The sequence below is a fragment of the Chryseobacterium sp. JV558 genome (assembly GCF_033712365.1).
Lineage (GTDB): Bacteria > Bacteroidota > Bacteroidia > Flavobacteriales > Weeksellaceae > Chryseobacterium.
Map to the genome: position 1 here is coordinate 627,597 of NZ_WJHU01000001.1, position 25,795 is coordinate 653,391.

Annotated in this window: 24 protein-coding genes and 1 pseudogene; 4 read left to right on the plus strand and 21 right to left on the minus strand. The window is 33.9% G+C overall.

The features are described 5' to 3' along the window. Positions 1 to 701 precede the first annotated feature (701 nt). Positions 702 to 1,484: a YdcF family protein gene (locus GFU89_RS02930; RefSeq protein ID WP_318845712.1), complete on the plus strand. Its 783-nt coding sequence runs from the start codon at positions 702 to 704 to the stop codon at positions 1,482 to 1,484. 91 nt (positions 1,485 to 1,575) lie between these two features. Here the strand turns inward: GFU89_RS02930 and GFU89_RS02935 are convergent, their stop codons facing one another. Both GFU89_RS02935 and GFU89_RS02940 read right to left on the minus strand, forming a co-directional pair. Continuing rightward, positions 1,576 to 2,445, minus strand: coding sequence for a DMT family transporter (locus tag GFU89_RS02935; protein ID WP_318845713.1), 870 nt, complete (start codon positions 2,443 to 2,445; stop codon positions 1,576 to 1,578). Positions 2,446 to 2,644: 199 nt separating this feature from the next. Continuing rightward, entirely contained in the window at positions 2,645 to 3,040 is a 396-nt protein-coding gene (locus tag GFU89_RS02940; protein WP_318845714.1) for a VOC family protein, read from the minus strand. A gap of 150 nt (positions 3,041 to 3,190) precedes the next feature. Between GFU89_RS02940 and GFU89_RS02945 the strand changes: the two genes are divergently transcribed. Further along, positions 3,191 to 3,775 (plus strand): hypothetical protein, encoded by a 585-nt coding sequence (locus GFU89_RS02945; protein WP_318845715.1) that lies wholly within the window; start codon positions 3,191 to 3,193, stop codon positions 3,773 to 3,775. A 230-nt stretch (positions 3,776 to 4,005) separates the two neighbouring features. Here the strand turns inward: GFU89_RS02945 and GFU89_RS02950 are convergent, their stop codons facing one another. The 5 genes from GFU89_RS02950 to GFU89_RS02970 all read right to left on the minus strand — a co-directional run bounded on the left by GFU89_RS02950 (position 4,006) and on the right by GFU89_RS02970 (position 7,271). Then, positions 4,006 to 4,713 carry a hypothetical protein gene (locus GFU89_RS02950; protein WP_318845716.1) on the minus strand — a complete coding sequence of 236 codons (708 nt, stop codon included), beginning with the start codon at positions 4,711 to 4,713 and terminating at the stop codon, positions 4,006 to 4,008. 183 nt (positions 4,714 to 4,896) lie between these two features. Then, complete coding sequence (locus tag GFU89_RS02955; RefSeq protein ID WP_318845717.1) at positions 4,897 to 5,889, minus strand: phosphotransferase; 993 nt, start codon at positions 5,887 to 5,889, stop codon at positions 4,897 to 4,899. Between the two features lie 84 nt (positions 5,890 to 5,973). Continuing rightward, the gene (locus GFU89_RS02960) at positions 5,974 to 6,135 is read right to left on the minus strand and encodes a hypothetical protein (RefSeq protein ID WP_318845718.1); all 162 of its coding nucleotides are present in this window, start codon (positions 6,133 to 6,135) and stop codon (positions 5,974 to 5,976) included. A gap of 67 nt (positions 6,136 to 6,202) precedes the next feature. Then, the gene (locus tag GFU89_RS02965) at positions 6,203 to 6,781 is read right to left on the minus strand and encodes a hypothetical protein (RefSeq protein WP_318845719.1); all 579 of its coding nucleotides are present in this window, start codon (positions 6,779 to 6,781) and stop codon (positions 6,203 to 6,205) included. Between the two features lie 205 nt (positions 6,782 to 6,986). Next, positions 6,987 to 7,271, minus strand: coding sequence for a bacteriocin-like protein (locus GFU89_RS02970; RefSeq protein WP_318845720.1), 285 nt, complete (start codon positions 7,269 to 7,271; stop codon positions 6,987 to 6,989). A 448-nt stretch (positions 7,272 to 7,719) separates the two neighbouring features. Between GFU89_RS02970 and GFU89_RS02975 the strand changes: the two genes are divergently transcribed. Beyond that, positions 7,720 to 8,508: a LexA family transcriptional regulator gene (locus GFU89_RS02975; RefSeq protein WP_318845721.1), complete on the plus strand. Its 789-nt coding sequence runs from the start codon at positions 7,720 to 7,722 to the stop codon at positions 8,506 to 8,508. Positions 8,509 to 8,590: 82 nt separating this feature from the next. On the opposite strand, the gene xth is transcribed toward GFU89_RS02975, so the two are convergent. Continuing rightward, positions 8,591 to 9,370: an exodeoxyribonuclease III gene (xth, locus tag GFU89_RS02980; RefSeq protein ID WP_318845722.1), complete on the minus strand. Its 780-nt coding sequence runs from the start codon at positions 9,368 to 9,370 to the stop codon at positions 8,591 to 8,593. A gap of 190 nt (positions 9,371 to 9,560) precedes the next feature. Between xth and GFU89_RS02985 the strand changes: the two genes are divergently transcribed. Continuing rightward, the gene (locus GFU89_RS02985) at positions 9,561 to 10,793 is read left to right on the plus strand and encodes a YaiO family outer membrane beta-barrel protein (RefSeq protein ID WP_318845723.1); all 1,233 of its coding nucleotides are present in this window, start codon (positions 9,561 to 9,563) and stop codon (positions 10,791 to 10,793) included. Here the strand turns inward: GFU89_RS02985 and GFU89_RS02990 are convergent. The 13 genes and pseudogenes from GFU89_RS02990 to GFU89_RS03050 form a co-directional block, all read right to left on the minus strand. After that, the gene (locus tag GFU89_RS02990; protein WP_318845724.1) at positions 10,790 to 14,227 is read right to left on the minus strand and encodes a sulfatase-like hydrolase/transferase; all 3,438 of its coding nucleotides are present in this window, start codon (positions 14,225 to 14,227) and stop codon (positions 10,790 to 10,792) included. The two genes, GFU89_RS02985 and GFU89_RS02990, sit on opposite strands and share 4 nt — an antisense overlap. Continuing rightward, positions 14,221 to 15,285: a HEAT repeat domain-containing protein gene (locus GFU89_RS02995; protein WP_318845725.1), complete on the minus strand. Its 1,065-nt coding sequence runs from the start codon at positions 15,283 to 15,285 to the stop codon at positions 14,221 to 14,223. Before GFU89_RS02995 ends, GFU89_RS02990 begins: the two co-directional genes overlap by 7 nt. Before the next feature lie 9 nt (positions 15,286 to 15,294). Next, positions 15,295 to 15,648 carry a response regulator gene (locus GFU89_RS03000; protein ID WP_318845726.1) on the minus strand — a complete coding sequence of 118 codons (354 nt, stop codon included), beginning with the start codon at positions 15,646 to 15,648 and terminating at the stop codon, positions 15,295 to 15,297. 7 nt (positions 15,649 to 15,655) lie between these two features. Beyond that, positions 15,656 to 19,564, minus strand: a complete 3,909-nt coding sequence (locus GFU89_RS03005; protein ID WP_318845727.1) for a response regulator — start codon at positions 19,562 to 19,564, stop codon at positions 15,656 to 15,658. 588 nt (positions 19,565 to 20,152) lie between these two features. After that, positions 20,153 to 20,578 (minus strand): hypothetical protein, encoded by a 426-nt coding sequence (locus GFU89_RS03010; RefSeq protein ID WP_318845728.1) that lies wholly within the window; start codon positions 20,576 to 20,578, stop codon positions 20,153 to 20,155. Beyond that, complete coding sequence (locus tag GFU89_RS03015) at positions 20,569 to 20,910, minus strand: hypothetical protein (RefSeq protein WP_318845729.1); 342 nt, start codon at positions 20,908 to 20,910, stop codon at positions 20,569 to 20,571. The genes GFU89_RS03010 and GFU89_RS03015 overlap by 10 nt, the downstream gene beginning before the upstream one ends. Before the next feature lie 286 nt (positions 20,911 to 21,196). Beyond that, positions 21,197 to 21,826 carry a hypothetical protein gene (locus GFU89_RS03020; protein ID WP_318845730.1) on the minus strand — a complete coding sequence of 210 codons (630 nt, stop codon included), beginning with the start codon at positions 21,824 to 21,826 and terminating at the stop codon, positions 21,197 to 21,199. A gap of 24 nt (positions 21,827 to 21,850) precedes the next feature. Further along, positions 21,851 to 22,471 (minus strand): hypothetical protein, encoded by a 621-nt coding sequence (locus GFU89_RS03025; protein WP_318845731.1) that lies wholly within the window; start codon positions 22,469 to 22,471, stop codon positions 21,851 to 21,853. A gap of 82 nt (positions 22,472 to 22,553) precedes the next feature. Then, the gene (locus GFU89_RS03030; protein WP_318845732.1) at positions 22,554 to 22,772 is read right to left on the minus strand and encodes a hypothetical protein; all 219 of its coding nucleotides are present in this window, start codon (positions 22,770 to 22,772) and stop codon (positions 22,554 to 22,556) included. Between the two features lie 7 nt (positions 22,773 to 22,779). After that, positions 22,780 to 23,385, minus strand: a pseudogene (locus GFU89_RS03035) (RHS repeat-associated core domain-containing protein); the annotation flags it as partial. 81 nt (positions 23,386 to 23,466) lie between these two features. After that, entirely contained in the window at positions 23,467 to 23,994 is a 528-nt protein-coding gene (locus GFU89_RS03040; protein WP_318845733.1) for a hypothetical protein, read from the minus strand. A gap of 20 nt (positions 23,995 to 24,014) precedes the next feature. Continuing rightward, positions 24,015 to 24,551 carry an STM3941 family protein gene (locus GFU89_RS03045; protein ID WP_318845734.1) on the minus strand — a complete coding sequence of 179 codons (537 nt, stop codon included), beginning with the start codon at positions 24,549 to 24,551 and terminating at the stop codon, positions 24,015 to 24,017. A gap of 12 nt (positions 24,552 to 24,563) precedes the next feature. Beyond that, positions 24,564 to 25,742: an RHS repeat-associated core domain-containing protein gene (locus GFU89_RS03050; protein WP_318845735.1), complete on the minus strand. Its 1,179-nt coding sequence runs from the start codon at positions 25,740 to 25,742 to the stop codon at positions 24,564 to 24,566. Positions 25,743 to 25,795 lie beyond the last annotated feature (53 nt).

The window sequence follows — 25,795 nt, forward strand, 5'->3', positions numbered from 1 at the left end:
AGGTGCTTTATTTTAGGGAGCTAAGAGTGGGCAAGTGAACTTGCCAGATTAAGGTGTTGGATAGTTTCGGCCGCTTGCGGCCGAAATATATGCCGTTACGAGAATGCTATTGTAGAAGGAAATAATCATCTATCTAAGAAAAGTCGAGTAGTTCTTTTCTTCCTGACGGATGTTATTGAACAGATTGAATATCAATCTTGTTTTTGTCTGTTTAAGGTTCCGACCACTTCTTAGAATTTAAGAAGGATTTTTTGTTTTTTCTTTACAAAAATGTCTGTCCAAAAATATATGGATTACGGTCATAAAAATGGTGATGCTTTTCTGCTTTTTCAATTGGGTAGGTTTGTTATTTTTATTAGCACACTAAAAAGTGTGTTGTCTAATGACTGCAAATGTATAAAATAATTGTGTAAACGGAAAGATAAATTAAACGGAATTGTTCTCATTATAAAATTAAAGCTCAAAATTTTTTATATTGATAATTTTTAACCGCAAAAGGTGCAAAAGTTTTAAATACTTAAGTTTTTTTAAGCCAGGCTTTATGCATAATAAGTATACCTAAGTTTTTTGTGAAAATCTTAAATTTTCATCTTATAATCCTTCAAATAAATTCTTGAAAATGTATTGAGAAAAACAGTCCTCAGGAAAATACTTACCTTTGCAGTCCGGTGTTTTCTATACATTAATCAATATTATCATAGATGAAATTTTTACTAGACTTTTTATTTCGTGTTTTACAGCTTTTTGCAGAACCTTATTTCTTATTACTTCTTGCGGTAGTTATAATCGCGCTGTTGAAAAGGAAAAGGAAAAGCAAAAATCTGAGAATAGGAATTGGTATATCGTTAGTTTTAATCATCATCTTTATAGGAAATGGTTTTCTGGGTAAATTAGCCTCAGGATATCTGCAGAATAGTTATACCCATACTTCTGAGATAAAGAATACAGCTTCTCAGAATCCTGTGATTGTCGTATTAGGAGGCGGAGTTGTAGATATTAACAATACAGAAAAACTGCATACGATGTCTTATTCCAGAGTTGTTACAGCCTATCAATTGTATCATGAATTCAAGAAAAACAATACGCCTTGTAAAATAGTAATTTCCGGAAAGGGAAGTGGACATACAAGTGAAGCGGAATTATTCAGTGATAACTTTAAAAAAATGGGAGTATCAGATGCTGATATTATTAAGGAGGATAAAAGCATGAATACGTATCAAAATGCAAAATTCTCAAGTCCGATTATAAAGAAGCTGGCTCCTACAAGTGTGTATCTGGTTACTTCGGGTTTTCATATGAAAAGATCTGTTTCTCTGTTTCAGATATTTGGCTTAAAACCTATTCCGCAGGTATCAGATTTTATAGATACTGAAATAACGGTTTTTCCCAACAGCTATAATGCAGCATTTACTTTTGTAATGCTTAAAGAGATTATGGGAATATGGCAGGTGCAGTTATATAATAGCTTGGGAATGAATAAGTAGTGTTTTTCAGCTTATTACAGATAAAATCGGACACTTAAAGTTAATTTGAGTGTCCGGTTTTTGTTTAAATAAAATGATTTAGATTACTTTATTATTTTGCTTTCTTCATCGAAATCAATGTCTGCAAAACTACAGAAGCAATAATAAATGCCAATCCTATATAAAACGAAAGATTAACTTCTTTGCTTTCATCGAAAAATAAAAAAGCAATAATAATAGCATATACCGGCTCCAGATTGAAGGTTAAGTTAACCGTAAAGGCTGGAATTTTCTTTAAAACTTCTGCAAATATCACATAAAGTCCTACAGTACAAAAAAGTGCTAATAGCCCCAAATAAGCCGTGTTTTTTAAGTCAGGAACTATGCTATCTGCCTTGAAATAGAGGAGGTAAATGGGCAAAATTGCTCCGAGGCATACAGTACCGGCAAGCATCTGGTAATAGTTGATAATAATACTGTCAAAACGCTGAACCAGACGTTCATTATAAATAGTATAAAGCGCAGCAACTGCAGAAGAGAATACCCCTAGAATAATTCCCACTTGATAAGATGCATCGAAATGGAAGATGAGACTGATTCCCAGAAGTGTCAAAGTACTGAGTCCCAATTCTGATAGCTTGAATTTCTGTTTGTCAATAACTGGTTTCAATAAAGCTGTAAAAAAGCTGGTGAGACAATAGCATACAACTCCAATTGATATATTGGAATATTTGATACTTGCATAGAAAAGTACCCAATGTAAAGTAATAAGAAGTCCTGCCTGAGCGATTTTCAGTTTTTCTTTTCCTGAAGTCGTATTTGGAATTTTAAATATTTTCAGGATAAAAAACAGAATAATACAAGAAAACAGAACTCTGTACCAGGTTAAAAGCCCTTCGTTAAGTGATATTAATTTTCCGAATACCCCTGTAAAGCCAGCCAGTACTACGGCCAGATGCAATAATAAATATGATTTTTTCATTAGATAATGAACTGTAAAAGATTTGAATTAATTTTTTTGTTAGAATTAGAAGCATAAATAATCTTGTTGTTAATTAGTTAACAACATAAGTACACTTCAAATTAATTTGAAAATATTAAGGTGCCGGAGGAGGCAGACAGTTCGATCGGTTCATATGTATCTGTTGAATGTCAAATATAGAGAAAAATATTTCAAATGGTTACATATAAAAAACATTAAATTTGTGTCCATCAGGGTCTGCAAATACAAAACCGTAATAATTTTCTCCAAAACTTTCAGGTTCTGAAACAATAGTTCCATCGGCATTTTTAACCTCTTGAGCCCATTCATTTACCTGTTGTTTACTTGTTGCAGAAAGGGTAAAGATGATCTCATTGAAACTTTGAGGATCTCCAAATTTCATTGTTTTTAAGTTCCTTTCTATGATGTTTTTTAAGAAAAAGTGAATAATAAATTCATTTTCACCTACAAAAAAGCTTACCAATTCATTAGAAGTGTGCGGATTATTGGGCTTGAATCCCAGCTCAGTATAAAATTTCTGTGTGCGTTCAAGGTCGGCTACAGCCAGATTAGCCCAGATCATTTTAGGTTTCATACTATTTTATTTTTTGGTTAGGATAAAGGTATTGAGTTTCATGATCATAAAAGCTGTCATGTGGCAAGATTTTGTAATTTTAAGATCAGAGAGAGTTCTTAATTGCTTCAATTTAACATAATATATTGCAAAAAAATAAATTATAGGAATATGACTGAGAGTATTGTGAATAAAATCAAAGAGTTAGGAGGAAATATAGACGCTGTAAGTATTGACAAAAATTTTGCCGAGAACTGGCGGAGTATTAAATTTGGACATCATCTTTATGACAGAGATTGGGATGTTTACGGAATAGATGAGTATTATGAAAAATATAAAACCGTATATCATAATGATCAGGAAGGTTTTTACAAGAATTTATTAGAACATTATTTTTCTGACCATGAATTACCGTATGGTCAATATTTTCTGAGAGATTGGTTTTTCACGCCGTTTAAGAAAGGTACAGAGGATTACGAAGAATTGGACGGCCTTATAGATGAGCATGAAGTAAAAGAAATTGTAGAAGGCTCTGAAATGGAATTTATTTGCCTATTTTATTTTTACGGTTATCCTGATCATTTTTTTGTCTGCACAACAGATCCTGACCAGGAAAATCCTGTGGTGTACAGTACAGATCATGAAGTTTATTTTCAGGAGATTGAAAACGAAGGAAGGCTGCAAGATTTTCTGGATCGGTTTATGACCAAGGAAGAGTTCTTAGAAACAGTTAAAGAATATTTAAAAGGAAAATGATAAAAATAAGGGATTCTGGAGTCCTTAGTACTCTCTTCCAGGATTATAATAAATATCCTATAATTTATATTATGTTAAATTGAATATTCTTTTAGTTTCAAAACTCAAAATGATCTTATAATTCATAGTGTTATCGCTTATAAGATTTCGCTATTACTTTTTGCACTAATAACGCAAGCTGTTTCTATAAATCTTCATCATTTCTAAACCTCTAGTAATAATTATTATTACTAGTTATTATTGTTAATAATCGGTGCAAGTTCTTTTTTTAATTCATCAAACTTTTCTTTGGTCATCATATCAATTTCCACTAGTTCTTTTGCTTCTTTTAATTTTGCAATCGCTTCATCTCTGGTCATTTTTCTGTTTTTTAAAAGTATTTCACCAGATTCAATCCCTAATTCCGTATCCATGACGCTTAAATATTTATTTATTCCAAAAGCTCTATCATTTATTTCTCCCAAAACCATAACTACATACAAAGGTTTATTTTTACTACCTCTGTGATATGTTTTTATCTCTCTGACAATAACTTTAGTATTTTTTAAGCTGTTATCTGCCATATTCTGTGCTTCACCACCCATAGCAGACATAATACTTCCAAATCCAGCAGGTCTTCCCATTTGTATAAATTCATAAGTTTTTTTGGAAGTACTTCTTGATTGTGCAATACCCCCTCTTGCTTTATTTCCATAACTCCCTGAGTAAGTTCTTGTATTCAGTTCTTCAGAAGTCGGAGTTCCTAATATTAAAGTGTCACCCACCTTCACACTATTTTTACCCGTTGTTACATATTCCTTAACCTGAGCACCACTTTTAATAGTGTTAAAAAAATTAATATCCTGAGTGTTTTCGTATGTCAATAAATTAATATCTTCTTGAGCTTGAATATTTACTATCGCTAAAAGAATAGTAAAAAAAGTAATTGTTTTTTTCATAATTGTTATTTTATATTGTTGCTTTATTTGATATTCCTTTCTAGATTTTCAAATAGATTTTTAGGATTAAAATGCTAGATAAAAATAAGTCTTTTCACATTTACTTTCTAATTTTTAAATTACTTTTTCTAACTTGACTTCAATCACATTTTATCGTCATTTATTGCATATATTTTTCTGTCATTATTTAACCTCAATTTTTTGGTAAGCCATCCATCGCTTTAAATTCCCCACCGTTCTTTTTAAATGATCTTCATTTAGGAAAATATTGGTCCAATAATCAAATCTGTCACACTGAACACTGATATAATAGGTCATGATTGCTAAACATGCGTAAGGTAAAAACTTTTTTTCTTCATTACTTATTTTAGTTACAGTCTCATATCCTTTTATGAAGCTATCTGCCTTTACCTGATATTCCTCTTCGTTCAAATGGGTTGACAATAACTGAAACATGAAATAAGAAATGTCAAAGCATAAATAGCCGTTGCCACAAAAATCAAAGTCAAAAAATGTTATTTCTTTTTCATTATCAATGTGCAAATTGTCAAACCAAACGTCAAGATGAACAGTTCCATATCTCATTTTCTGTTGGTCAATATTTTCCATTTTTAGCGTTAAAAAAGCAGAAAGGGTTTCTAAAAATTCAATTTCGCTGCTATTTTTACTATAGAATTCTTTTATTCTTACAACAGGTTTCTTAAGAAGGTTTTGAGCATTATAGGACATTCTCTTCAGTTCAATATTTTCTGTGGATTGATGAACTTTTGCTAATGCCTGTCCTATCAGAAAGCTTGTTTCGGGTGAGAATTTTGCTGTTTTTATACCCTTAGCAAATGAAAACAAAACACCAAATCTTGTCCCTTCCGGAGCTTCAATTTCTTGAATGAATTTGTTCGATTTATCAGCTATTGGAAAAGCAACCTGTTTACCTGCTTCTTTTAAAAGAATTAAAAGTCTTAATTCTTCTTCAATTTCTAATTGAGTTCGCCAATTGTGGGTGTAAACTCTAAAAACATATTGGTTTTCGCCATCATGAACAATATATAAATGATTCATAGCCAGTCGAAATATGCTGCATTCCGTTTTGTCGGTAAGTCCATACTTTCGTTGAATAAGTCGTCCAAGTCCAGTGGGTGAAAGTGTACTGTTTATTGTTGAAAATTTCTCTGTCATTGATTCTTAATTCTTAGTTGTTTATAGAATATATGCAATTTTGTTAACATTTCCAACAAAGATAAGAACTCTGTTTTAGTTAACTTATTCTACTTTCTCTAATTCAAGAACGGTTTTTGTATTGTCAATGTTGGTGTATTCAAGTTTTACAAAACCAAATTTGGGATTGAAGTAAGAAATGAGTTCAGTTTTGCCAATTCTGCTATTGGCTATTGCATGAACAATATAGCATTCTAAATTTCTCAACTTTGTTAAAATATTTTTCTTGTCCTTTATTTCATAAGTGTATTGATTTTCAATATTCCCTTTCCATTCAAGCCATCTTTTGTCTGACCAATGGTCTCCAATTCCATTTTGTTCCTATTTGATAAGGTGCCTTGATATAAGGAAAAGGGTTAATTTCTAGAATTTCAAAAAAATTATTTCTTGGCGGATGTATCCAGACATTCATTTCGTTCTCAATTGCCCCAGTTTCTTCTGTGCTCATAAATTTGCTGTTAGCCATCACATATTCGTATTCTATGGCAGTTTGGTTATAGTTAGGATCAATTCTTTCAAATGGATTTCCTAACTTAGGTTTTAACATTAAATGATTTATGATTTCGTTATCTTGTTTACCGATCTCCACAAATTCCCAATCGGCAATACTATAACCTTCGGGCTGCATAATTTCCTTACCTTTTTTTATTAGAAATTTTTCTCCCTTTATATTCTGATAGAAATAAGTAAATTTCTTCATGATATTATCGCTGTTATAAATTTCATTATACGTTTTGATACCATCAGGTTTTTCAACCGATATACCATCATCACTAATATATTTTTCCGTATTTGTTTGTGAAAAACAAGGAATACTCCATAAAATGAAGAGTATTGTTTTAATAAGTTTCATTTATAAATATTTAGGCTGGTGACTAGTTCCAAATATACTTTTTTTGAAATCATGAGAAATAAAATATATTGTCATAAATGAATAACATTTAGCTGTATATGTTTTGAACTGTGTATTGTTTGATTTTATTAACTGCTCATTTTGAGGCATAAAAAAACCGCTCTGAAAAGAGCGGTCTGATTTTTTTACATGTAATACTTACTGACTAGCAAGTAGAACCACACTCAAGTAATTTGATGTGGATTACACCATTTACAACACATTGTGTCTGGCATAAAGCGTTAGTTACAACAGTGCTTACACCGCCTAATACGCCACCAACTGTAGATCCTACGCCAGTAACTACACCACCAACGATAGTTCCAACACCTCCTACTACTCCACCAACTACTCCTCCTAGTCCACCTAGAAGTCCGCCGATTGGATCTAATAATCCGTTACCTGAAATAGTTTTTAGTTCGTTTCTGTCTAATTTTTTTAAGTTTTTCATAACTATAATTTTATATGATTATTACATCACGAATATATGAATAATAATATTACAATTGCAAATTATTTTCAATAAATTAAGTATATGTTTTTATTATTTAATATTTCATTAATATATATGTATTTTAATAAAAATATGGTTTTCACTTATATGTGATTGATTTACTAAATGTTAAAAATAATAACTCAATTTGTGAAATTTAGAGTTATTATTTCGGTACTAAATTTCGTTTATTAATGATTATTATTTAACCTATGCAAAGCCTTCTATATTTGTTTAGAAATCACCTTTTGACATGAGAAAATTGAATATTTGGGTATGAAAATTTCCTCGTTTTGGTAAAAATGGAGAGGAGATCAGTCAAATTTCCTTATATCTTATAGTAAAACCTGCTCCGGTGGTTGGTGGCGCATTCAAATTTTGTATTTTTGCTTACATATTTTTATCAATGTCAATTTTTTCAAATAATATACGCTTCTTAAGAGCTAAGAGAAAGCTCTCCCAACAAAATGTAGCCGATGAACTGATGATCTCCAGAGTCCGGTATTCAAAATATGAGAACGGAATATCTGAACCTCCTATCGAACTGCTTGTAAAAATCTCCAAATATTTTCATGTAAGTATTGATCTTATGCTGTCGGTAGATATTCAGAAATATCCTATGGATGATATGCTGAAACTTCCTGATAACAGAATTGTTCTTCCGGTAGCGGTAGATGCGCAAGGAAATGATACAATAGAAATTATTCCTCAAAAAGCTTCTATGGGATATCTGGAAGGTTACAGTGATGTAGATTATATTGAGAGTCTTCAGCGTATTGCTCTTCCCTTTCTTACCAACGGAAAATACAGAGCATTTCCTGCAGATGGGGATTCTATGCCTCCATTCAGAAGCGGTTCCTATATTGTAGGAAAATATGTGGAAGGAATCAATGATTTGAAACAAGGGAAAACCTATGTTTTCGTTACGTTGAATGATGGTATTACCTATAAACGTTTTAAGGAAAGAAAAGAAAATGCAATCTGTGTAAGTGCTGACAACTCTTTTTATGAGCCTTATGAGATTCCGTTTGAAGAAGTTGTAGAAATCTGGCAGTATGCTTCAGGAATATTTCCGGAGGATTTTGAGCCTGGAGACTATGAAAGCTATAATTTTAAAGAAATGTTCCGTGAGCTGAGACAGGATATCAGGGATCTTGATAAAAAGGTTTCCGGCCGCCGCCGTAAACAGTCTTAATATTCAATCAACCTTATTATATAGTATACTCCTGATTTTATAAACCGGGAGTATAGACTATATATGATCTTGTTTTCTTGAGTTACAATTCGTCCGCGAGCTCAATCCATACCGGAGTATGATCGCTGCTTTTTTCCCATCCGCGTACATGGCTGTCTACTCCACCAGACTGCAGCCGTTTCTGGAGATAAGGACTCAGTAAAATATGGTCCAGCCTAATGCCTGCATCCCTATCGTAAGCTTTATATAAGTAATCCCAGAAGGTATATATTTTTTCTTCAGGATAAAGACTTCGCATTGAATCAAGCCATCCTTTTTTCTGAAGGTCTTTGTAAGCTTTTCTTACCTCTATTCTGTACAGGGCATCATTTTCCCAGCGTTCAGGTTTGTATACATCAATGGATTCCGGAATGATATTAAAATCTCCGATAAGGACAGCGGGAAGTTCCATTGTAATAAGTTGGCTGGTTCTTCTTTTAAAACGTTTAATCCAGGATAATTTATAATCGAATTTTGGTCCGGGATAAGGATTGCCATTCGGGAGGTAGAGACAGCAGATTACCATTTTATCAATGATCGCTTCAATATAACGGCTTTGAATATCTTCGGGATCTCCGGGTAAAGATCTTTGTACCTCCGTAATTTCTTTGTTTTTCGCGAGTATAGCAACTCCGTTCCAGCTTTTTTGTCCATTCCAGATAGCCTCATAACCTGCTTTGTTAATTTCTTCCACCGGAAAACGTTCCTGAGGCGCTTTTAATTCCTGAAGACAGACAATATCCGGCGAGGCTTCTTTAAGCCATTTTAGTAAGACAGGCAGGCGTCCGTTGACTCCATTAACATTATAAGTGGCTATTTTCATGATGGAATTTTTTAAAGAAATCACATATTTTTAATTACGGCAATAATTATTCCATCATAACTGCTTTTTATGGGTTATTTAATTGAAAAATAATCTAAAAAATATATGTTTTGACGAATAATCTCTGGGTTGTGATGTAAAAGTTCAATATATTTGTGATACCAGAAGTTCATTAATAATTAAACTTTCAATGAAAAGATATTCGACCTTTTTATTTGCATTACTTTTCCCCATCACAATGTATAGTCAGCAGAATTTATCGGCTGATGAATTATTCGTTAAGGCACGAAACACTGCTTTTGAACAGAAAGATTATCCTGCATCTATTGCTCTCGCTAAAGAGGCATTGGAAAAAGCTCCTAATTATACAGATATTTCAGTTTTCCTGGGAAGGCTGTATACCTGGAACAAAGATCTGGTTTCTGCAAGAGCTATCTTTGAAGAGCTTGGAAAAAGAGAGGTTCAGGATGAGGATTATTTTCTGGCTTATGCTTCATTGGAATACTGGAATGATCAGAATACAAAAGCTATTGAAATCTTAGATAAAGGACTCTCCTATCATCCTAAATCTGAAACATTATTATTGCTGAAAGCGAAAGTGTACTTTGGGATGGATCATTATGAGGAAGCAGATAAAGCTGTAACTACTCTTTTGACCATCAATCCTAAGAATACTGAAGCAAGAGCTCTTGCGGTAAGAATCAATGAACTTAATTCTAAAAATGCAGTAGGAATTGTTTATAATTATTCTCATTTTGACAAACAGTTTGATGATGACTGGCATATTGTGGGGGTAAGTTATAAGAGGATTACTCCTATTGGTTCTGTAATTCTTCGCGGAAATTATGCCAATAAATTTGCCCAGGGAGGTACACAAATTGAACTGGAAGCTTACCCAAGGCTTTCCAAGATGTTCTATCTGTATGTTGGCGGAGGATATTCTGATGATGTCGGTTTGTTTCCGAAGTACCGTACCGGAGTTTCCCTGAACGCCAATCTTCCCCATAGTTTTGAAGCAGAAATAGGCTACCGCCAGCTTTATTTCAGCAGCAGTATCTGGATGTATACCGCTGCCGTAGGGAAATATTATAAAAATTTCTGGTTTAATCTGCGTACTTATATTACTCCTGACAGCAAGAATATTTCACATTCTTATACGGGAACTGTAAGGTATTATACAAAAGGTGCCCAGGATTATTTTGCTTTTCAGATCGGAACAGGGATCAGCCCGGAAGAAAATCGCAACAACCTTCTGGAAAATGAAACCTTTAAGCTTAAAACGTTTAAAATAGGTGGTGAATACAACTTCTCCTACCATTCCAATCTGTTTTCTGTGGGAACCATGTATTATAACCAGGAATACCGCCCGGGTGAGAAAGGTAATCAGTTTGATATTACATTAGGCTATACCAGAAAGTTTTAAAACTTTGAGTTTACTTTTTTCTTAAAGTTGACCATTACCGAATCCGGCATCAGTTTTTTAGTAGAATAAAACTGTGAATTCATGCTTTTATACTGATTGAATCTGCTGTTGATCTTATTCAGGGCTGCGTTATCATTGGAGGCATCTTCTTCCATGTTTTTCAGGGTGAAAAGCTGTCCGTCATGGATATAATACTTTTCAGAAACAAAATCAATCAGCTGGTTTTTACTCTGCATCATTGGAATTCCCGTTTTACTGATTTCGGAATCTGGAGAAAATCCTCTTCCTACCCATGTTACCGTAGATGGTGTGCTGATTTTATAATTATTTCTGTAATAAGCCAAAATAGAAGGAGCAATATCAAAATGGCTTACTGTTTTATAGAAACGTTTTGATTCTTTCAATAAGGGCGAATAGATCATTAAAGGTACATGGAATCTGTCAATTTTGGACTGTAACGTGATTTCAGGCATACTGTGATCTCCCGTAATTACAAAAATGGTATTCTTGAAATCCGGACGTTTGCTGTAACTTTCAAAGAATCCTTTTATGGCATCATCGGCATTAAGAACCGAAATCAGCTGGTCTTTGTGTGCTGTGGCCCAGTTCTTCTGTTCAGAAGATAAAATACCTGAATTCAGCCTTTGATTGTACAGCTTTTCATAATAATCTTTATTGTTGATTAAGAAAGGATTATGGGTTGAAAGGGTAAGGATCATATTGAAATACGGTCTATCCTGCGGCTTTTGTTGTTGCTGCATTTTGCCAAAAACTGCCTGATCTTCATACCCCCAGCTTTCTCCGTTATTGGCAGGAAGCTTACGGTAAGGACTGCTGAATGAGGCTTCATCTGTGATATGATCTACCCCGCTATATTCAAGGAATTCACGGTAGCGGTCAAAGGAGGTATGGCCTCCATAATAAAAACCTGTTTCAAATCCATTGGCTTTCAGAATATTATAAAGATTGAAATTTTCCGGAGTTTTTTCTATTTCAAGGAATCCGTTCTTTCCAAAAGGAAGTGATCCTGTGATTGATGGCAATGCTCCAAAGGTTCTTCCCGCTGAGCTTAACGAGTTTTCCCAATACAGTGCTTTGTTCGACAACGAATCCAGGTAAGGAGTGAAGTTACCGATATATCCTTTCGGGGAAGTATAGGCATGTCCGAAACCTTCCATGATAAGGAAAACAAGGTTGGGAACTTTATCAGATCTATTGAAGTAAGACCCTAAAAAGTCCGGTGTATTTTCTTTCCTCCAGAAAGGGAAATTTTTATTAAGCATTTCGGCATTGGCGGTGAAGTCTTCATTTTCACCCAGTAATTCATTCAGTTCAGGATGATCGCTGATGAAATTATCTTCATTGGATTTAAAGAAATAAGCCCATTTACTTTTTGCTGCATTTTGGTTAAATTCATTCTCAGAACTCAAGGTTTTTGATCCTAATATATTGGATGGAATAAAAAAGGCTGCTAATCCGAAAACAAATAATACAAGTCCCGGATAGATGGATTTTAAGCCTCTCTTACTGGCTATCCATATAGGAACAAGTGAAACTGTAATTAAGATACCCAGCAGGGCAAAGTTCTTAAAATTAAGCATTCCGCTTGCCTGTAAAATCTGTTTCATCTCTTCTTTGCTGTAGTATAAAAGGTCTGCACCCAATACGTTGCGGGTTTCTGAGAAATACAGGAATAAAATATACTGGGTAACGGTTACAATAAGCAACGCTGCAATAGCAAGGGTCTTTGCCCAGCCTTCTTTGATGAAATTGATCATCAGATAAGCCATTCCAACACAAAATGTGAGTCTTAGAGCAAATAAAATATTCTCTGTGAAAAGGTTTCCGACAATTGGTGAGGTGTCAAATTTTGGAAAAGTATATCGGTACCATAACCATTCTGCAGTGACTCCCAGTAAAAATAATGCAAAGAAAACCAATGCAAGTATTCCCCATCTTTTAAGCCCGGACTGAAGAATAGCAAACATTCTTTCTTTGAAAGGTAAATGCTGTGTGCTTTGATTGAAGCCTTGTCTTGTCATTTCACCCCATCCGTGAGATTTTTTGAAATAATCTATAAATCCGCTTACTCCTGCTTTTACCACAATAGGATGGAAATAAAAAGGTTCGGAAAAAGCCGTTACAATAAGGGCCAGGAAGTCTTTTCTTTTGGTATAAACCTGATGGCTTACAAGATCAACTAATATTGAATAGATAGAATAAAGAAATCCCATTGAGATCACGAGGGCAAACAGAACCGTAAAGAACGGCCAGTTGATAATTCCCAGCAGTAAAAAGATAATAAAGATGATATATCCTGAAAACTCAACTAACGGACCCAAAAATTCAAAAAAGAACCAGTAAGGAAGACTGACCATTCCTAATTTTCCGTATTTCGGATTGAACATCATCTTTCTGTGTTTCCAGAGGGTTTCCATCGTTCCGCGCATCCATCTGTTGCGTTGCTTTCTGAGAATATCTTTGGATTCAGGAACTTCTGTCCAGCATAAAGGATCCGGAATGGTAAGCACTTCGTAAGGTTCATTCTTTTCTTCCATGTACTTTCTCATTCTTACCACCAGCTCCATATCCTCTCCCACCGTGTTTTTATCATAACCGCCGCAAGCAAGCACTATTTTTCTGTCAAAAACTCCGAAAGCACCGGAGATGAGAATCAATCCTGATGCTCTGGACCATGCCATACGACCAAGTACAAAAGCTCTGATGTATTCTAATGCCTGGGTTCTGCCCAAAAGGGTTTTCGGCATGTTGACACTTACTATTTTACCGTTTTCTATCACACAGTTATTGGCCAGACGAATGACTCCACCGCAGGCAATGTACTTTTTATCGGTCTGTTCCAGCATAGGTTTTGCGAGTTTCAGAATCGCATCCTGTTCCAGAATACAGTCTACGTCAATGCAAACCAGATATTCACCGGAAGAAATATTCACTCCTACATTCAGCGCATCGGCTTTACCTCCGTTTTCTTTATCAACAACGATCAGCTTTTTAAAGGCTGGATTTTTACTTTTATAAACTCCTCTTACGGTATTGGTTTCTATTTTTCCCTGAATGAAATAAGCCACGGATTCCAATTCATAAGCCTCAATGAGCTTTTGGATAGAGTCATCCTTACTTCCATCATTCACAATGATAATTTCCAGATTATGATAGTAAAGGGATAACAGAGAGCGGACATTTTCTACAATGGTCATTCCTTCATTATAGGCCGGGGCAATAACACTGAATACCGGAGCATTGGGGTTTGCAGCAATAATGCTGTAATCTGTAAATGTATTTTCTTTTTTATAACGAAGTACAGCTCCAAGTGCATAGATTCCTATCCAGCCATAGATAAGGGTTATTGCTGTTCCGTAAATCAGAAACACCCAGATAACAACTTCATAAATGATGTGTGAGAATTCTAACATACTTTTTCCTGTAATGCGTATTTGATGATTTGAATTAATTCTTCTGATGAAGTCTCATTTTTAGCTATTTCCATCAGGTAATCCTGTTTTTTCAGTGAGCATAGGGCTTCTGCTGCATAGACTTTTATTCCTGAATCAGTGTTATTTAACAATTGATCTTTCAGAAAATCTACTGAGCATTGGTCCTTTGACTTCTTTATTACTTTAAGAATTTCTTTCTGCACTTCAAGAGGCTGATGAGGATACATTTCCATGAGATGGGAAACGGTTGAAGAATTTTCAAGGGATAACAGTGTCTGTACTGCCTGTACCCGAACTTCAACAGAAGGATGATCCAACAAATCAATAACTGTAGGATAAAGTGGTAATACCTGAAATTTTCTTAACAGTTTAAGGGTAAAAATGACCACTGAATCATTTGAACTTTCAACCCAGCTTTTAATACTATTGCTGGAATTCTCAGGAATACTGGTGACCGAAATAAGCAGACGAAGCTGCTGCCATTCTGATATTTTTGTGGAAATGCTCTTCAGGAAATGAAGTCCTTCAAATCCTTTGAAATGAACCATTGCATATTGTGCTTCCTGGTACACCTGTGCTGAAGGATGTGCTAAAAATGTAGAAATCTTTGGCAGTGATTCTTCTACATTCATTGCCGTAAGCTCCTGTATGCCTCCTGCAATTAAATGTATCTTTTTCTGATTCAGTTTTTGTAATGCTTCTTCCTGAAGACTATATTCCTTGAAAAGGTCTCTGAGTTTATGCTGTGCTGCCCCGGAAAATTTCTTCTCGGATTCTGCCAGTTTCTGAAGGAATAAATTTCTGAATAGAGAATTTCCGGATACTGTTGAAAAATTATGGCCTGCAGAGGTTTCTTCACCATACACAATCACTTCTGAGATTCTTTTATTGATTATTTCTGACCATCTGAAAGTATGGAGGGATTCTCTATACTGATAAAAGCTGTAAATGAGTACGGCTATGATCAGTAAAAGTACTAAGGAAAGCATTCCCAGAAATACGAGAAATAGAAAATGCACAGAAGTAGTGAGAAACATGGCTGTAGTTTATTTTGAAAATCTTTTTATTCTTAATATCAATTCATTGGGACTGAATGGTTTTACTATAAAATCGGCAGCTCCGAGGTCAAAAGCATTCAGCACCACTTCTTCCTGCCCCATACTGGAAAGCATGATCACCGGAATCTGCTTGTCCATTGTTTTGATGGCTGAAAGTATTTCAATTCCGGAGGCAAAAGGCATCATAATATCTGTGATAGCCAGATCTACCTCTTTGGTTTTTAGGGCTTCGATAGCATCTTTACCATTGCGGGTGAGGATCACTTCGTGCCCTTCTTTTAATAATTTGTGCTCTATCGTTTTTAGAATCAGTTCATCGTCTTCAGCGATTAGAATCAACATAGTTTTTTTATTGTATTAAGTTGTTAATTAATTGTAATCCTATTGTTATTTCCTGGATAATTTCTTTTTCCATGGAGATAAAATCCATGTCTGGCTCTGCTTTATTTTCCCAACTGGCCGTATTTTTTGTAAGCTGTAACAATCCTGCTGTTCCTGCTGTTCCTTTGAGCTTGTGAAGGATCAATTTCAGGTTGGTACTGTCTTTTTCAGCTGCGCTTTTTTTTATATCTTCTTCAGCTTGGGTAAGTTGCTGTATGACGAGACCCAAAAATACTTTTCTGAAATCATCATCATCATCGCCTATTTGTTCATTCAAAAGATTAATGTCAAGATATTTTGAATGATCCATAAAATCCTCAGAAACTGTATGATTTTTATTCATAATATATTTCTTCAGCATTTCCAGCAGATCGGCCTGTCTTAAAGGTTTCGGCAGGAAGTCATTCATCCCGGAATTCATACATTTTTCTTTTTCACCCAATACATTTCCGGCCGTGACTCCAATAATCGGAACATCGGCATAACCAGGAAGTAAACGGATTTGTTTTGTAGCTTCAATACCATCCATTACCGGCATCTGAACATCCATTAAAATGATATTGAATGCTTTTTCTTTACATTTTTCCCAAGCCTGAAGACCATCTGTAGCTTCTGTAAGCTCTGCATCGGGAATTAATGAACGCACCATTTTGTGGTTCAGGACCATATTTACAGGGTTGTCATCTACCAGTAAAACCTGAGGAGCCTGCATCAGTACTGAAGTTTCTGTTTCCGGCTGTGGAATTTGGCTGATTTCCTTTTCTGTGTACTTCACGGCCTGTTTCAATGTTTTATACAGTTCTTCAGATTTGATAGGCTTCAGCAGGAAGTATGAGTTGTTTTCCTGACGGAAAGAATTGATGACATCATGCTCTTCAGAAGAAGTGTGAAGGATAACCAGAGGTGAAAGTTCATTTTGTTTGTTAAACATTTCCTTGATTTTTTCTATCGTTTCCAGCCCCGAAATGATCGGCATATGGTAATCCATAAGAATAACATCGAAACGCTCTCCTGCAAGAAGTATCTGAAGGGCTTCCATACCATTGGCAGCAAGCTTTGAATCTATATTTTTATAGGCAAGCATATGCTGGAGAATCACTCTGTTGGCTTCGTTATCATCAACAATAAGAACTCTGTTTATTTTCAGATCTTCATCTTCAGGGCGCTCTGTCATTTCACAAGGAATCTTAATATCAAAATAGAAAACAGAACCTTTATCAACCTCGCTTACCAGAGAAAGGCTGCTTCCCATATATTTCAGAATATTGTTTGAAATGGTAAGTCCAAGTCCTGTTCCGCCATAACGTTTGCTGATAGAGCTGTTTTCCTGTGTGAAGGCATCAAAAATAAACTGCTGTTTCTCTTTAGGAATACCAATTCCGGTGTCCCGCACTGAAAATCTTAATGTGATATCTTTATGGTCAATCTTCAGTTTTTCTACTTTAAGTTCTATTTCTCCCTGTGCTGTAAACTTGACAGCGTTTCCAAGAAGGTTGATCAGAATCTGCTTTAGCCTGGATTCGTCCACCCAGATGATTTCAGGAAGTCCCTGTTCTATATTTAACAGTAATTCTATATTTTTTTTCTGCGATTGATAGAGGATTACGTTGATCACCTGGCTTACAATATCATACACATTGGATTTCTCAATGGAAAGATCCAATTTTCCGGATTCTATTTTAGAGAAATCAAGAATGTCGTTGATAATGTTTAACAGGTTTTCTCCGGATTCATTGATATAATTGAGGTATTGAGTCTGTATCTCATTCAACGGAGTTTTTAGCAGAAGATCAGAGAAGCCGATGACACCATTCAGCGGAGTTCTGATTTCATGGCTCATATTAGCTAGAAATTCTGATTTTGCTTTATTGGCAATATCAGCCATTTTTTTTGCATTTTTAAGCTCTTTATTGATTCTTACTGATGCTGTAATATTTTGAGCAGAAACAATGATCCCACCTATTATATTAGTGGAAAGATACCATGGAGTAACTTCTATATTGTAATGTTGAATGACTTCTTTATCAGGGATTTCTATGGCCATGTCTTCATTTTTATAGGCAATTCCTGCCAAGGCATTCTGATAAATTTTTATTCTGTCATCCGGAACATTAGGAGAAATTTTGAACATATTTTCTCCGATCAGCCTGATGTCATTCATCTGGAATTCTTCTTTCCAGCTGCTGCTTACAGAAAGATAATTAAGTTCTTTGTCAAACATAGCCACTGTTGCAGGAACATAGGCGACAAATGACTGCAGCATCGCCTCTTTTTTGGCCAGTTCAAGGTAGATGTTTTTGAAATTATCAATATCCTGAATGATCCCATATACTCTGATACAGGTCTCTTCTTCAAACTCAGGTATTCCTTTTACCCTTACCCAGATTGTCACACCGTCATTCCGGACAAGCTGTAATTCTTCATCATAAGGAACACCTTCTTTTACAGCTCTTTCGAATAAGAATTTTAGTTTTTCCCGGCTGTCTTCGCTATAGAAGCCCAGTGCATTTTCCAGATCAGGCTGGAATGTTTTGTCTATTTTATGTATTTCTTTGGTAGACTGTGACCAAAATACAGTATTCTTTTTAAGATTCACTTCCCATCCTCCCACCTGGGCTACAGCACTTGTCTGTTCCAGCATTTTTTTGGTATGAACAAGATCTTTTTCCAATGTCATTCTTTCGGTAACATTCAGTGCGGTACTTACTACATAAGGTTTTCCTTCTTTGTTGATTTCCACCAGATTGTGGTACATCCAGATCACTTCTTCACCTCCTTTGGTTTTCAGAATCATGGTTCCGAAATCTTCCTGGTTGTTGTTGATTCTTTCCAGATACTGTTCCAGTAAAGGCCAGTTTTTTTCAGGAACAAGATCTTTCAGGTTGAGTCCTTCCACTTCTTCTGCGGAATACTGCAGGGTTTCTCTTCCTTTTTCGTTTACGGCAGTAATATTCCCTTCCATATCATGCATACTCATCAGGCCTATTGCATTTTCGAAGAAGCTTCTGAAACGGCGTTCAGAACTTTCAAGTTTGAGTTTCTCTTCGATACGCTGGGTAATATTGATTCCAAAACAGAAAATTTCAGAATGATCCTGATTCAGTTTCAGATACCATTCTGTAATAATAGTCTGTGTATCATCTATGTTTGTAGAAGTGGTAAATGTTACTTCTTCATCTGTAGTGGGGAGGTTTTTGGTAAGTAATTGCAGTTGGGAGTTGTGGCTGCCTAAAATATTGAGGAAATTCTGGTCGATAACCTGAGACTTCTCCAATTGAAATACGCTTTCAAAAGCCGGATTGACATCTTTTATAGAGAAATCCTTATCCAAAACACAGATCAGGTTATTGGAAATACTGAAGGTCTGTTGAAAATATTCAGCCTGAATATTTTTTCTCTTCCCCATCAGAACTTTTGTGATGGCCTCTCCTATTTTTTTCAGGGTTGAAATCTGATCATTTGTAATCGTTTTAGGTTTATAATCGATAACGCAGATGGTTCCTAATACGAAACCTTCATCATCAATCAAGGGTACTCCTGCATAGAACCTGATTCCTCCCGCCAGAATTATTGCGTTTTCCGAAGACCTTTCGTCTAATAAAGTATCATTGATAATTACAACATCCCCGCTTGCAATAGAATACTGGCATACCGTATTTTTCCGGTCTACAAAATCGAGGGCAAGCCCTACACAGCTTTGAATGGTCTGGGTGTCGCTTTCCATCATTGCAATAAGTCCTGCAGGACAGTCGGTCACCAGGCATGCCGTCTCTGCAAAAATGTCTAACTGGGGATCTTTTTCAAGGTTTAAAAGATCAAAAAACTCCAGTTTCCTCATTCGGGCTTCTTCATTCCCAGGAATTGGATACTTCTTCATATATTATTTCAATGATTAGAGATTTTTCTTTTTTGATTATTAAAAAATGATAATCAGAACCTTAAAGTTTATATTTTAAACATTTTTAGGTGCTTTAAATTATTATTTTAATAAGTAAACCAAAATACGAAATTATTCGTATTCCATTGTAGTAAATTTGACAATAAAGGTATATATCTGTTTATTTCAAATGAATTGAGGTATATTCTGGATTTTAAAAGAAGTAATAGGCATTATGAAAGAGAAATCACCACATAATCCATGTGGTGCTTTGTGTATGTATTTTGTAATTTATTAATCTTTTGAGATAACAATATTACCATTTTCCATCAAAAATCTGTATCCGAAAGGTATCGCTAAATATTTCAAAATATCTGGACGGGCAAAGGCAATATGATAAAAATGTACCATTTTTAATGATTTAATATCATCATTATAATCATCTGTGATAAGGTACCACCCACTCTCATCTTGAGGTGAATCTAACTCTAATTTCCCTTGTTATATAAGAATCTAATCCTTTTGTTTCTACGTACAGATTATCAACTACATTTATTTGGATTCCGTTGAATGTTGTCATATCATAAATTAATGTCTTATAATAAAATTAAGGATGTTAAAAATTGCATACCATGTAAATTTCTCTAATTTTAAAGTGTAAATATTTGAGTTCTTTTTAACAATTTCTAAACTTTCGCATTCTGAGTTCCCTTTTCCTTCATCAAAAATTTCAGGGATGTTAATTATTTCAATATCATCCAGAAAAATAATGAAATCGTTTGCAATAAGCCTAATATCTGTCAGCAGCCAATAATTCTTGTTAAATTCGTAATAGGCCAAGATTGGAATTTCATTTTCTAAAAATAAAATGCTGTCATTTATTTGACATTGTAAGTTTTTATCAAAATTTTCAAATAGGTTTGTCTTAAAAAAGTCCTGTTTTATTCTATTGAATTTAGATTTAACAATATTTATATTCTTTATCATTTTAAAAACCTTACTTCTCAGTCCCATAAGTTAAAATAATATTTTGCGAATAACTGAATACCCTCGTTCTGTATCTTTTGTGACTCTTCAAAGGTTATTTCATTATTCGGTATTAATAAACTTTTAAATGAACATATCATTTTTTGTAGTATGATAGCCCATTCTTTATTTATTAAGCTTATTTCTTCTTTCGAATATTCTTTATTTTGATCTAAAATAAATGGCAAATTATGATCTTCTATCAATAATGGTATAGACATAATATTATCATTTTCCACCTCTTTTTTATATGCTTCAAGCCTTGGAATAGCAAACTCTGCTATTGAATATTTTAAATCCCATTTTTCCAAATTTCTCATTATTAAAAATTGTTATCAACAAGCCGGGAATACCCCAACATTATCTTAATTTACAAATTATGCCAATCTTTTCCGCTTCTTTAATAAATTCATTAGCCAAGTCTAAATTTTCAATCTCAATAATCATCTCTTTATCATCCAAAAGATAATCAACATTTAATTTAGATTCCTTTAATGATTTTCCAAGTAAATCAATTTGGAGTTTTGTAAGAGACTATTTTTGAAGCCCCTCATTCCAACCTTCTAATATTATTTTTGCCATATTTATTATAAAAACTATCAGTTTTTATATAGATTTATTATTTCTAAAAATCCTCAATAAGATTGGTGAAAGACCAGCTGAAACGACTAAAAGTAAACATAAATTAGACAGTTTTAGTTTTTCTGGATAGATAAATATTATAGCAATCCACAAAATCAGTATAAATACAGTTATATAACCATATATTTTTGCAGATTTGGTCAAATACCAATTAAACTCTTCAATTTTTTTGTTATTGTGTTTATTATGTATATCTATTAATTTTAAAATGTCATCTTTTAATTTTTGATATTCTAAATTCTTATTACGAAAAAGACTTAATTTTACCTTTTTATTAATAAAGCTAAGTGTAATAGTCCCAACATAATTTGTTTCATTAAAACTATAATATTGTAAATCTGATAAGAAGTAATAAGTATCATTAATGAATATCTTATTTTCTGTAATATAAAGATCAACATTTTGCTGTAAGCTGCTTCGACAAAAAATATAAACTAATATTATAGAAAGTAGAAACGCTATTGCAGGATAAATAGTTTTAGCAATATAAATATAAGTAAGTATTGCTGATAAATTTGATATAATAACCAATAGTAATACGAAAAGAATTACTCTATTTCTTAAAATTATTTTAATCTTTCTTTTATTGTTCATGATTAATTTATAATAGTGAGAGAACTATGATTTATTAAAAATTTGATAAATTATAGAACTTAACCCTACTGAAACAATTAAGAATAGTCCTAGATTTGATATATTCAATTTATTAGGAAACATTACCATTAACATTAGCCATGTTAACATTATTCCAATCATTACATAACCATAAATCTTAGCTAATTTAGTTTTATACCAATTGTATTCAACAATCAGATCATTATTTCTTTTTTTATTTTGAAGAGTAATAATTTCAACTACATCTTCCTTAAAATCTAAATAATCCCCGCTGTCTTTTTTAGGAATATTAAAAAAAAATTTATAGGATTTAAAAACTAATCTACATCCATAAAATTTTTCAGTTTCACTGAAATTATAATTACGAATATCTGTTATATCAATTTTTTTATTATTAAAAAAAATATAATCATTGTCCAAAATTATATTATATGTAATAATGCAATTATTTTTGATTAACATAAAGATTAAAGCTGTTAATACAAAAAGTACAATCGCAGGAAAAATCCTTGGATTATAATAAATAGAAGTTAGTATAGTTAATAATATTACTAAAACAAAAGCAAAAGACATAAGTAATATCAGCCTTTTTATTGAAAAGTTTTTAAATTTATATTTTTTCATTTAATTTTTTACGGGTACCAAATTGTAGATTTTCTACCAATACTTTTATCTAACTGATCACCTACTCCAAACATATAGTCTGCTACTCCATAAATTGCGATCCCCGCAAGGATGGCAGGAGCTGCCGTACAATAACAGGAGCTGTGGCAAATGTAGCAATAGCGGTTGCACCTAATAGGCCAAGATTTACAATTGAATGAGCATCCCAAGTATCAGTTCCAAATTCATATAATGTTACCCCAGCAGTTAAAGCTGTACCAACATAGCCTAATCTTTTAGAAACTTTTCCTACAGATTTCATAAATCCTTCAGTTGATCTTGTTAAAGTCAATTTTATCTCCTGGTCTCAGCTTATTAAGAGTTTCTTTATCAGGATCATTTGTTCCTCCGGAAAAACTATAGAATGTGTCACTTTTTGTAGGACGAATATAACGGTCTAGAAAACTAGCAGTGCCCTTCGAAAAGTCTTCTATAGCACCGTAAGGAGTTACTGGTTCAACTATTCCTACTTCTATTTTATTTTTAGTCCAACCAAATAACTTTTTGATGAAATTTCCTACTGTTTTAAAAATATTAGGTTTAGGTCCTTGTCCAATTCTGTTATTTCCATTATCTGTAACGCCGGCGCCTTCGTTAGTATGCATACCATCATTTGTGCTAAATGACAGAAGAGGTCTATATGAAGAACCATGAAACCCAAAGGTCTGTCCTGTTGTATCGGTGATATGTCCTGAGTCATCCATCCATCTGCCATCAGGATCTGTCATTAAAACAGGATTATTGGCTACATAAGCATAGGTACTGGTAGAAAGGTAGCTTTCCGCCAGTTGATCTATCCCGCTCCATCTTCCAATATCCGGCATATACTCTCTCCAGCCGTAGCTGTACATTCCCGTTTCCTGGAGCTCTTTGCCGTTGTATTTTAAAAATTAGAGTATTGAAACCAATACTCTAATTTATTATCAACATGTTTGGAACATTACCCAGTTATCTAATTAATATATTTTTGACAATGGAATAAAACTTAAAATAAAAAATGTGATAATTCCTAAACTAATCCAAGCATATTTATGTCTTATTTTTTTTGGCTCTTTATCAAAGTACTTTAAATATTTATTATTCTTAAACAGTAATTTCTCGTTAATAATCCAAGGCAAAACTAACAGTCCTATTATAAATATCCATTTATAGGAACTGCTTGGTTCCCAAAAGATTTGTATTAACGACTTTCCTAATATTGCCTGAAAAATATTAAATAAACCATATTCTATAAGAATTATTAAGCCTCCCATTTGAATGCCTGAAATGGTTATGTTTTGACCATACATACGATTGTTTATTGCATTTTCACTAGCTAATCTTATTTCTTGTGGTGAACTATTTTTCTTTCTGAGCGAACTTGCTATAAAAGGAATTTTATAAATTAAGTCAAAAATTAGAGTAATAGGATAGGTTATTATTTGAGAAGCCTTAACATCAAATACATAAATAAAATAATGTATATAGTTCCAAATTTTTTCCATGTATTTCTATCATTATATTTTTACTTCGGAGCACTTTTATATTCATTATAAAATTTGGAAATTGCTTTTTCAAGCTCATCAAAATTATAAGATAGTGTATTGGAAGAAATCGAAATAGGTGTACCATATGTTTTATATGTTCTTTCTAATATTTTTCTCTTTATACCACTTTCTTTATTTAAGTATTTATTGGGATCTTTTACATTAATAATTAAAAACTTTGTCGACATAACATCAATTCTTTTTATTGCATTAATATCATTCCAAAAAATTTCTCCTACACTTGCATAGCTAGAATTATCAATAATTCCTTTTTCATTTATTATAAGATTAAATTTCTTTGTGAGCAAACTTTTTATTAAAATTATGAAGCATAATCCAAAAAACAATATCGTTACAATTCCTACCAAACGTATGAATATTAGACTTCTAAATATAAAAGAAGCAAATTTTTGAGGACTAACTGCTAAAAAGATACCTAATATTATAAATATCAATGAGCCTGCTACTAATAATATTAATTTTGTTTTACTGTTTTTTATTTCAATTGTATTCATTATTTATTATATTTAATAATCAGCTTTATTCAACGCATTACTTGCCCAACCTTCTGCAATATCACCACCCCAAACTCCTCCTACAATACCTCCTACAATACCACCAACTGCAGCACCAATAATTGTTCCCTCAGGGCCAACAAGGGTTCCTATGGCTCCGCCAACTTTACCTAATGCCCAAGCTCCTGCTGCCGCTCCTGCCATTCCTCCTGCCACATTCGCTGTTGCTATCTGAGCCTTAACACCAAACTTCCAATCATCCTTATAAACTCCATACCCTATTTGTCCAGCACTAATTGCATAACCTACATAACCAGCTCTTTTAGCATATTTTCCAAGCATAGCAGTATGTTTTACATAATCGCTTCTTAATCCTATGAGAGATCCTCTAGCTCTTCCTGCGTATGCAGTGCTTCTCATCTGTCCAAGATTATCAATCCAATATCCACTATTATAAAGGGCTGTTCTTTTGTTAGCAAGATACTTAAATCCTCCTCCAGCGGTGCTGGCTCCCCAATCTGCCCAGTTTTTATATGCATCTAATGGGAGGTCCTTAAATTTAGCGCTATAGCCTGTGCCGAGATCAATTTCTCCATGTATATCTGTGCCGCTATAAGTAGTTAAAGTAGGGTTTCCTATCCAACCTATAGCCCCATTATTGTCAAAGCTAAGCCCTGACATTGTTCCTCCATCTCTGAAATAGCTGAACATTGTGACTGCATCCTTTCCTGTGAAATTATATCCATCTCCTCCGCCACCATCTCCTGGGTTTACACCAAGATAATTGGTGACATTTTGAGGTCTATATGAAGGACCATGAAAACCAAAGGTCTGCCCTGTTGTATCAGTAATATGTCCTGAGTCATCCATCCATCTTCCATCAGGATCCGTCATTAAAACAGGATTATTGGCTACATAAGCATATGGACTAGTTGAAGAATAGGCTTCTGCCAGCTGATCTATTCCGTTCCATCTTCCAATATCCGGCATATAGTCTCTCCAGCCGTAGCTGTACATACCGGTCTCTTGCAGTTCTTTGCCGTTGTATTTGTTATCTTTATAACTTCCCCGTCCAAAGAATGCATTTCCTGTTTTCAGGTGATTCATCCCAAAAGGATAGTAATCATTAGAATCTGTAATTTCAAGAACTCCTGCGCTGTTTCTTCCGTAAGAAACCCTTACATTTCCCAAATGATCTTTGTATTGGTAAATATAATGGTACTCTATAAAAAGAGATTGAAAAC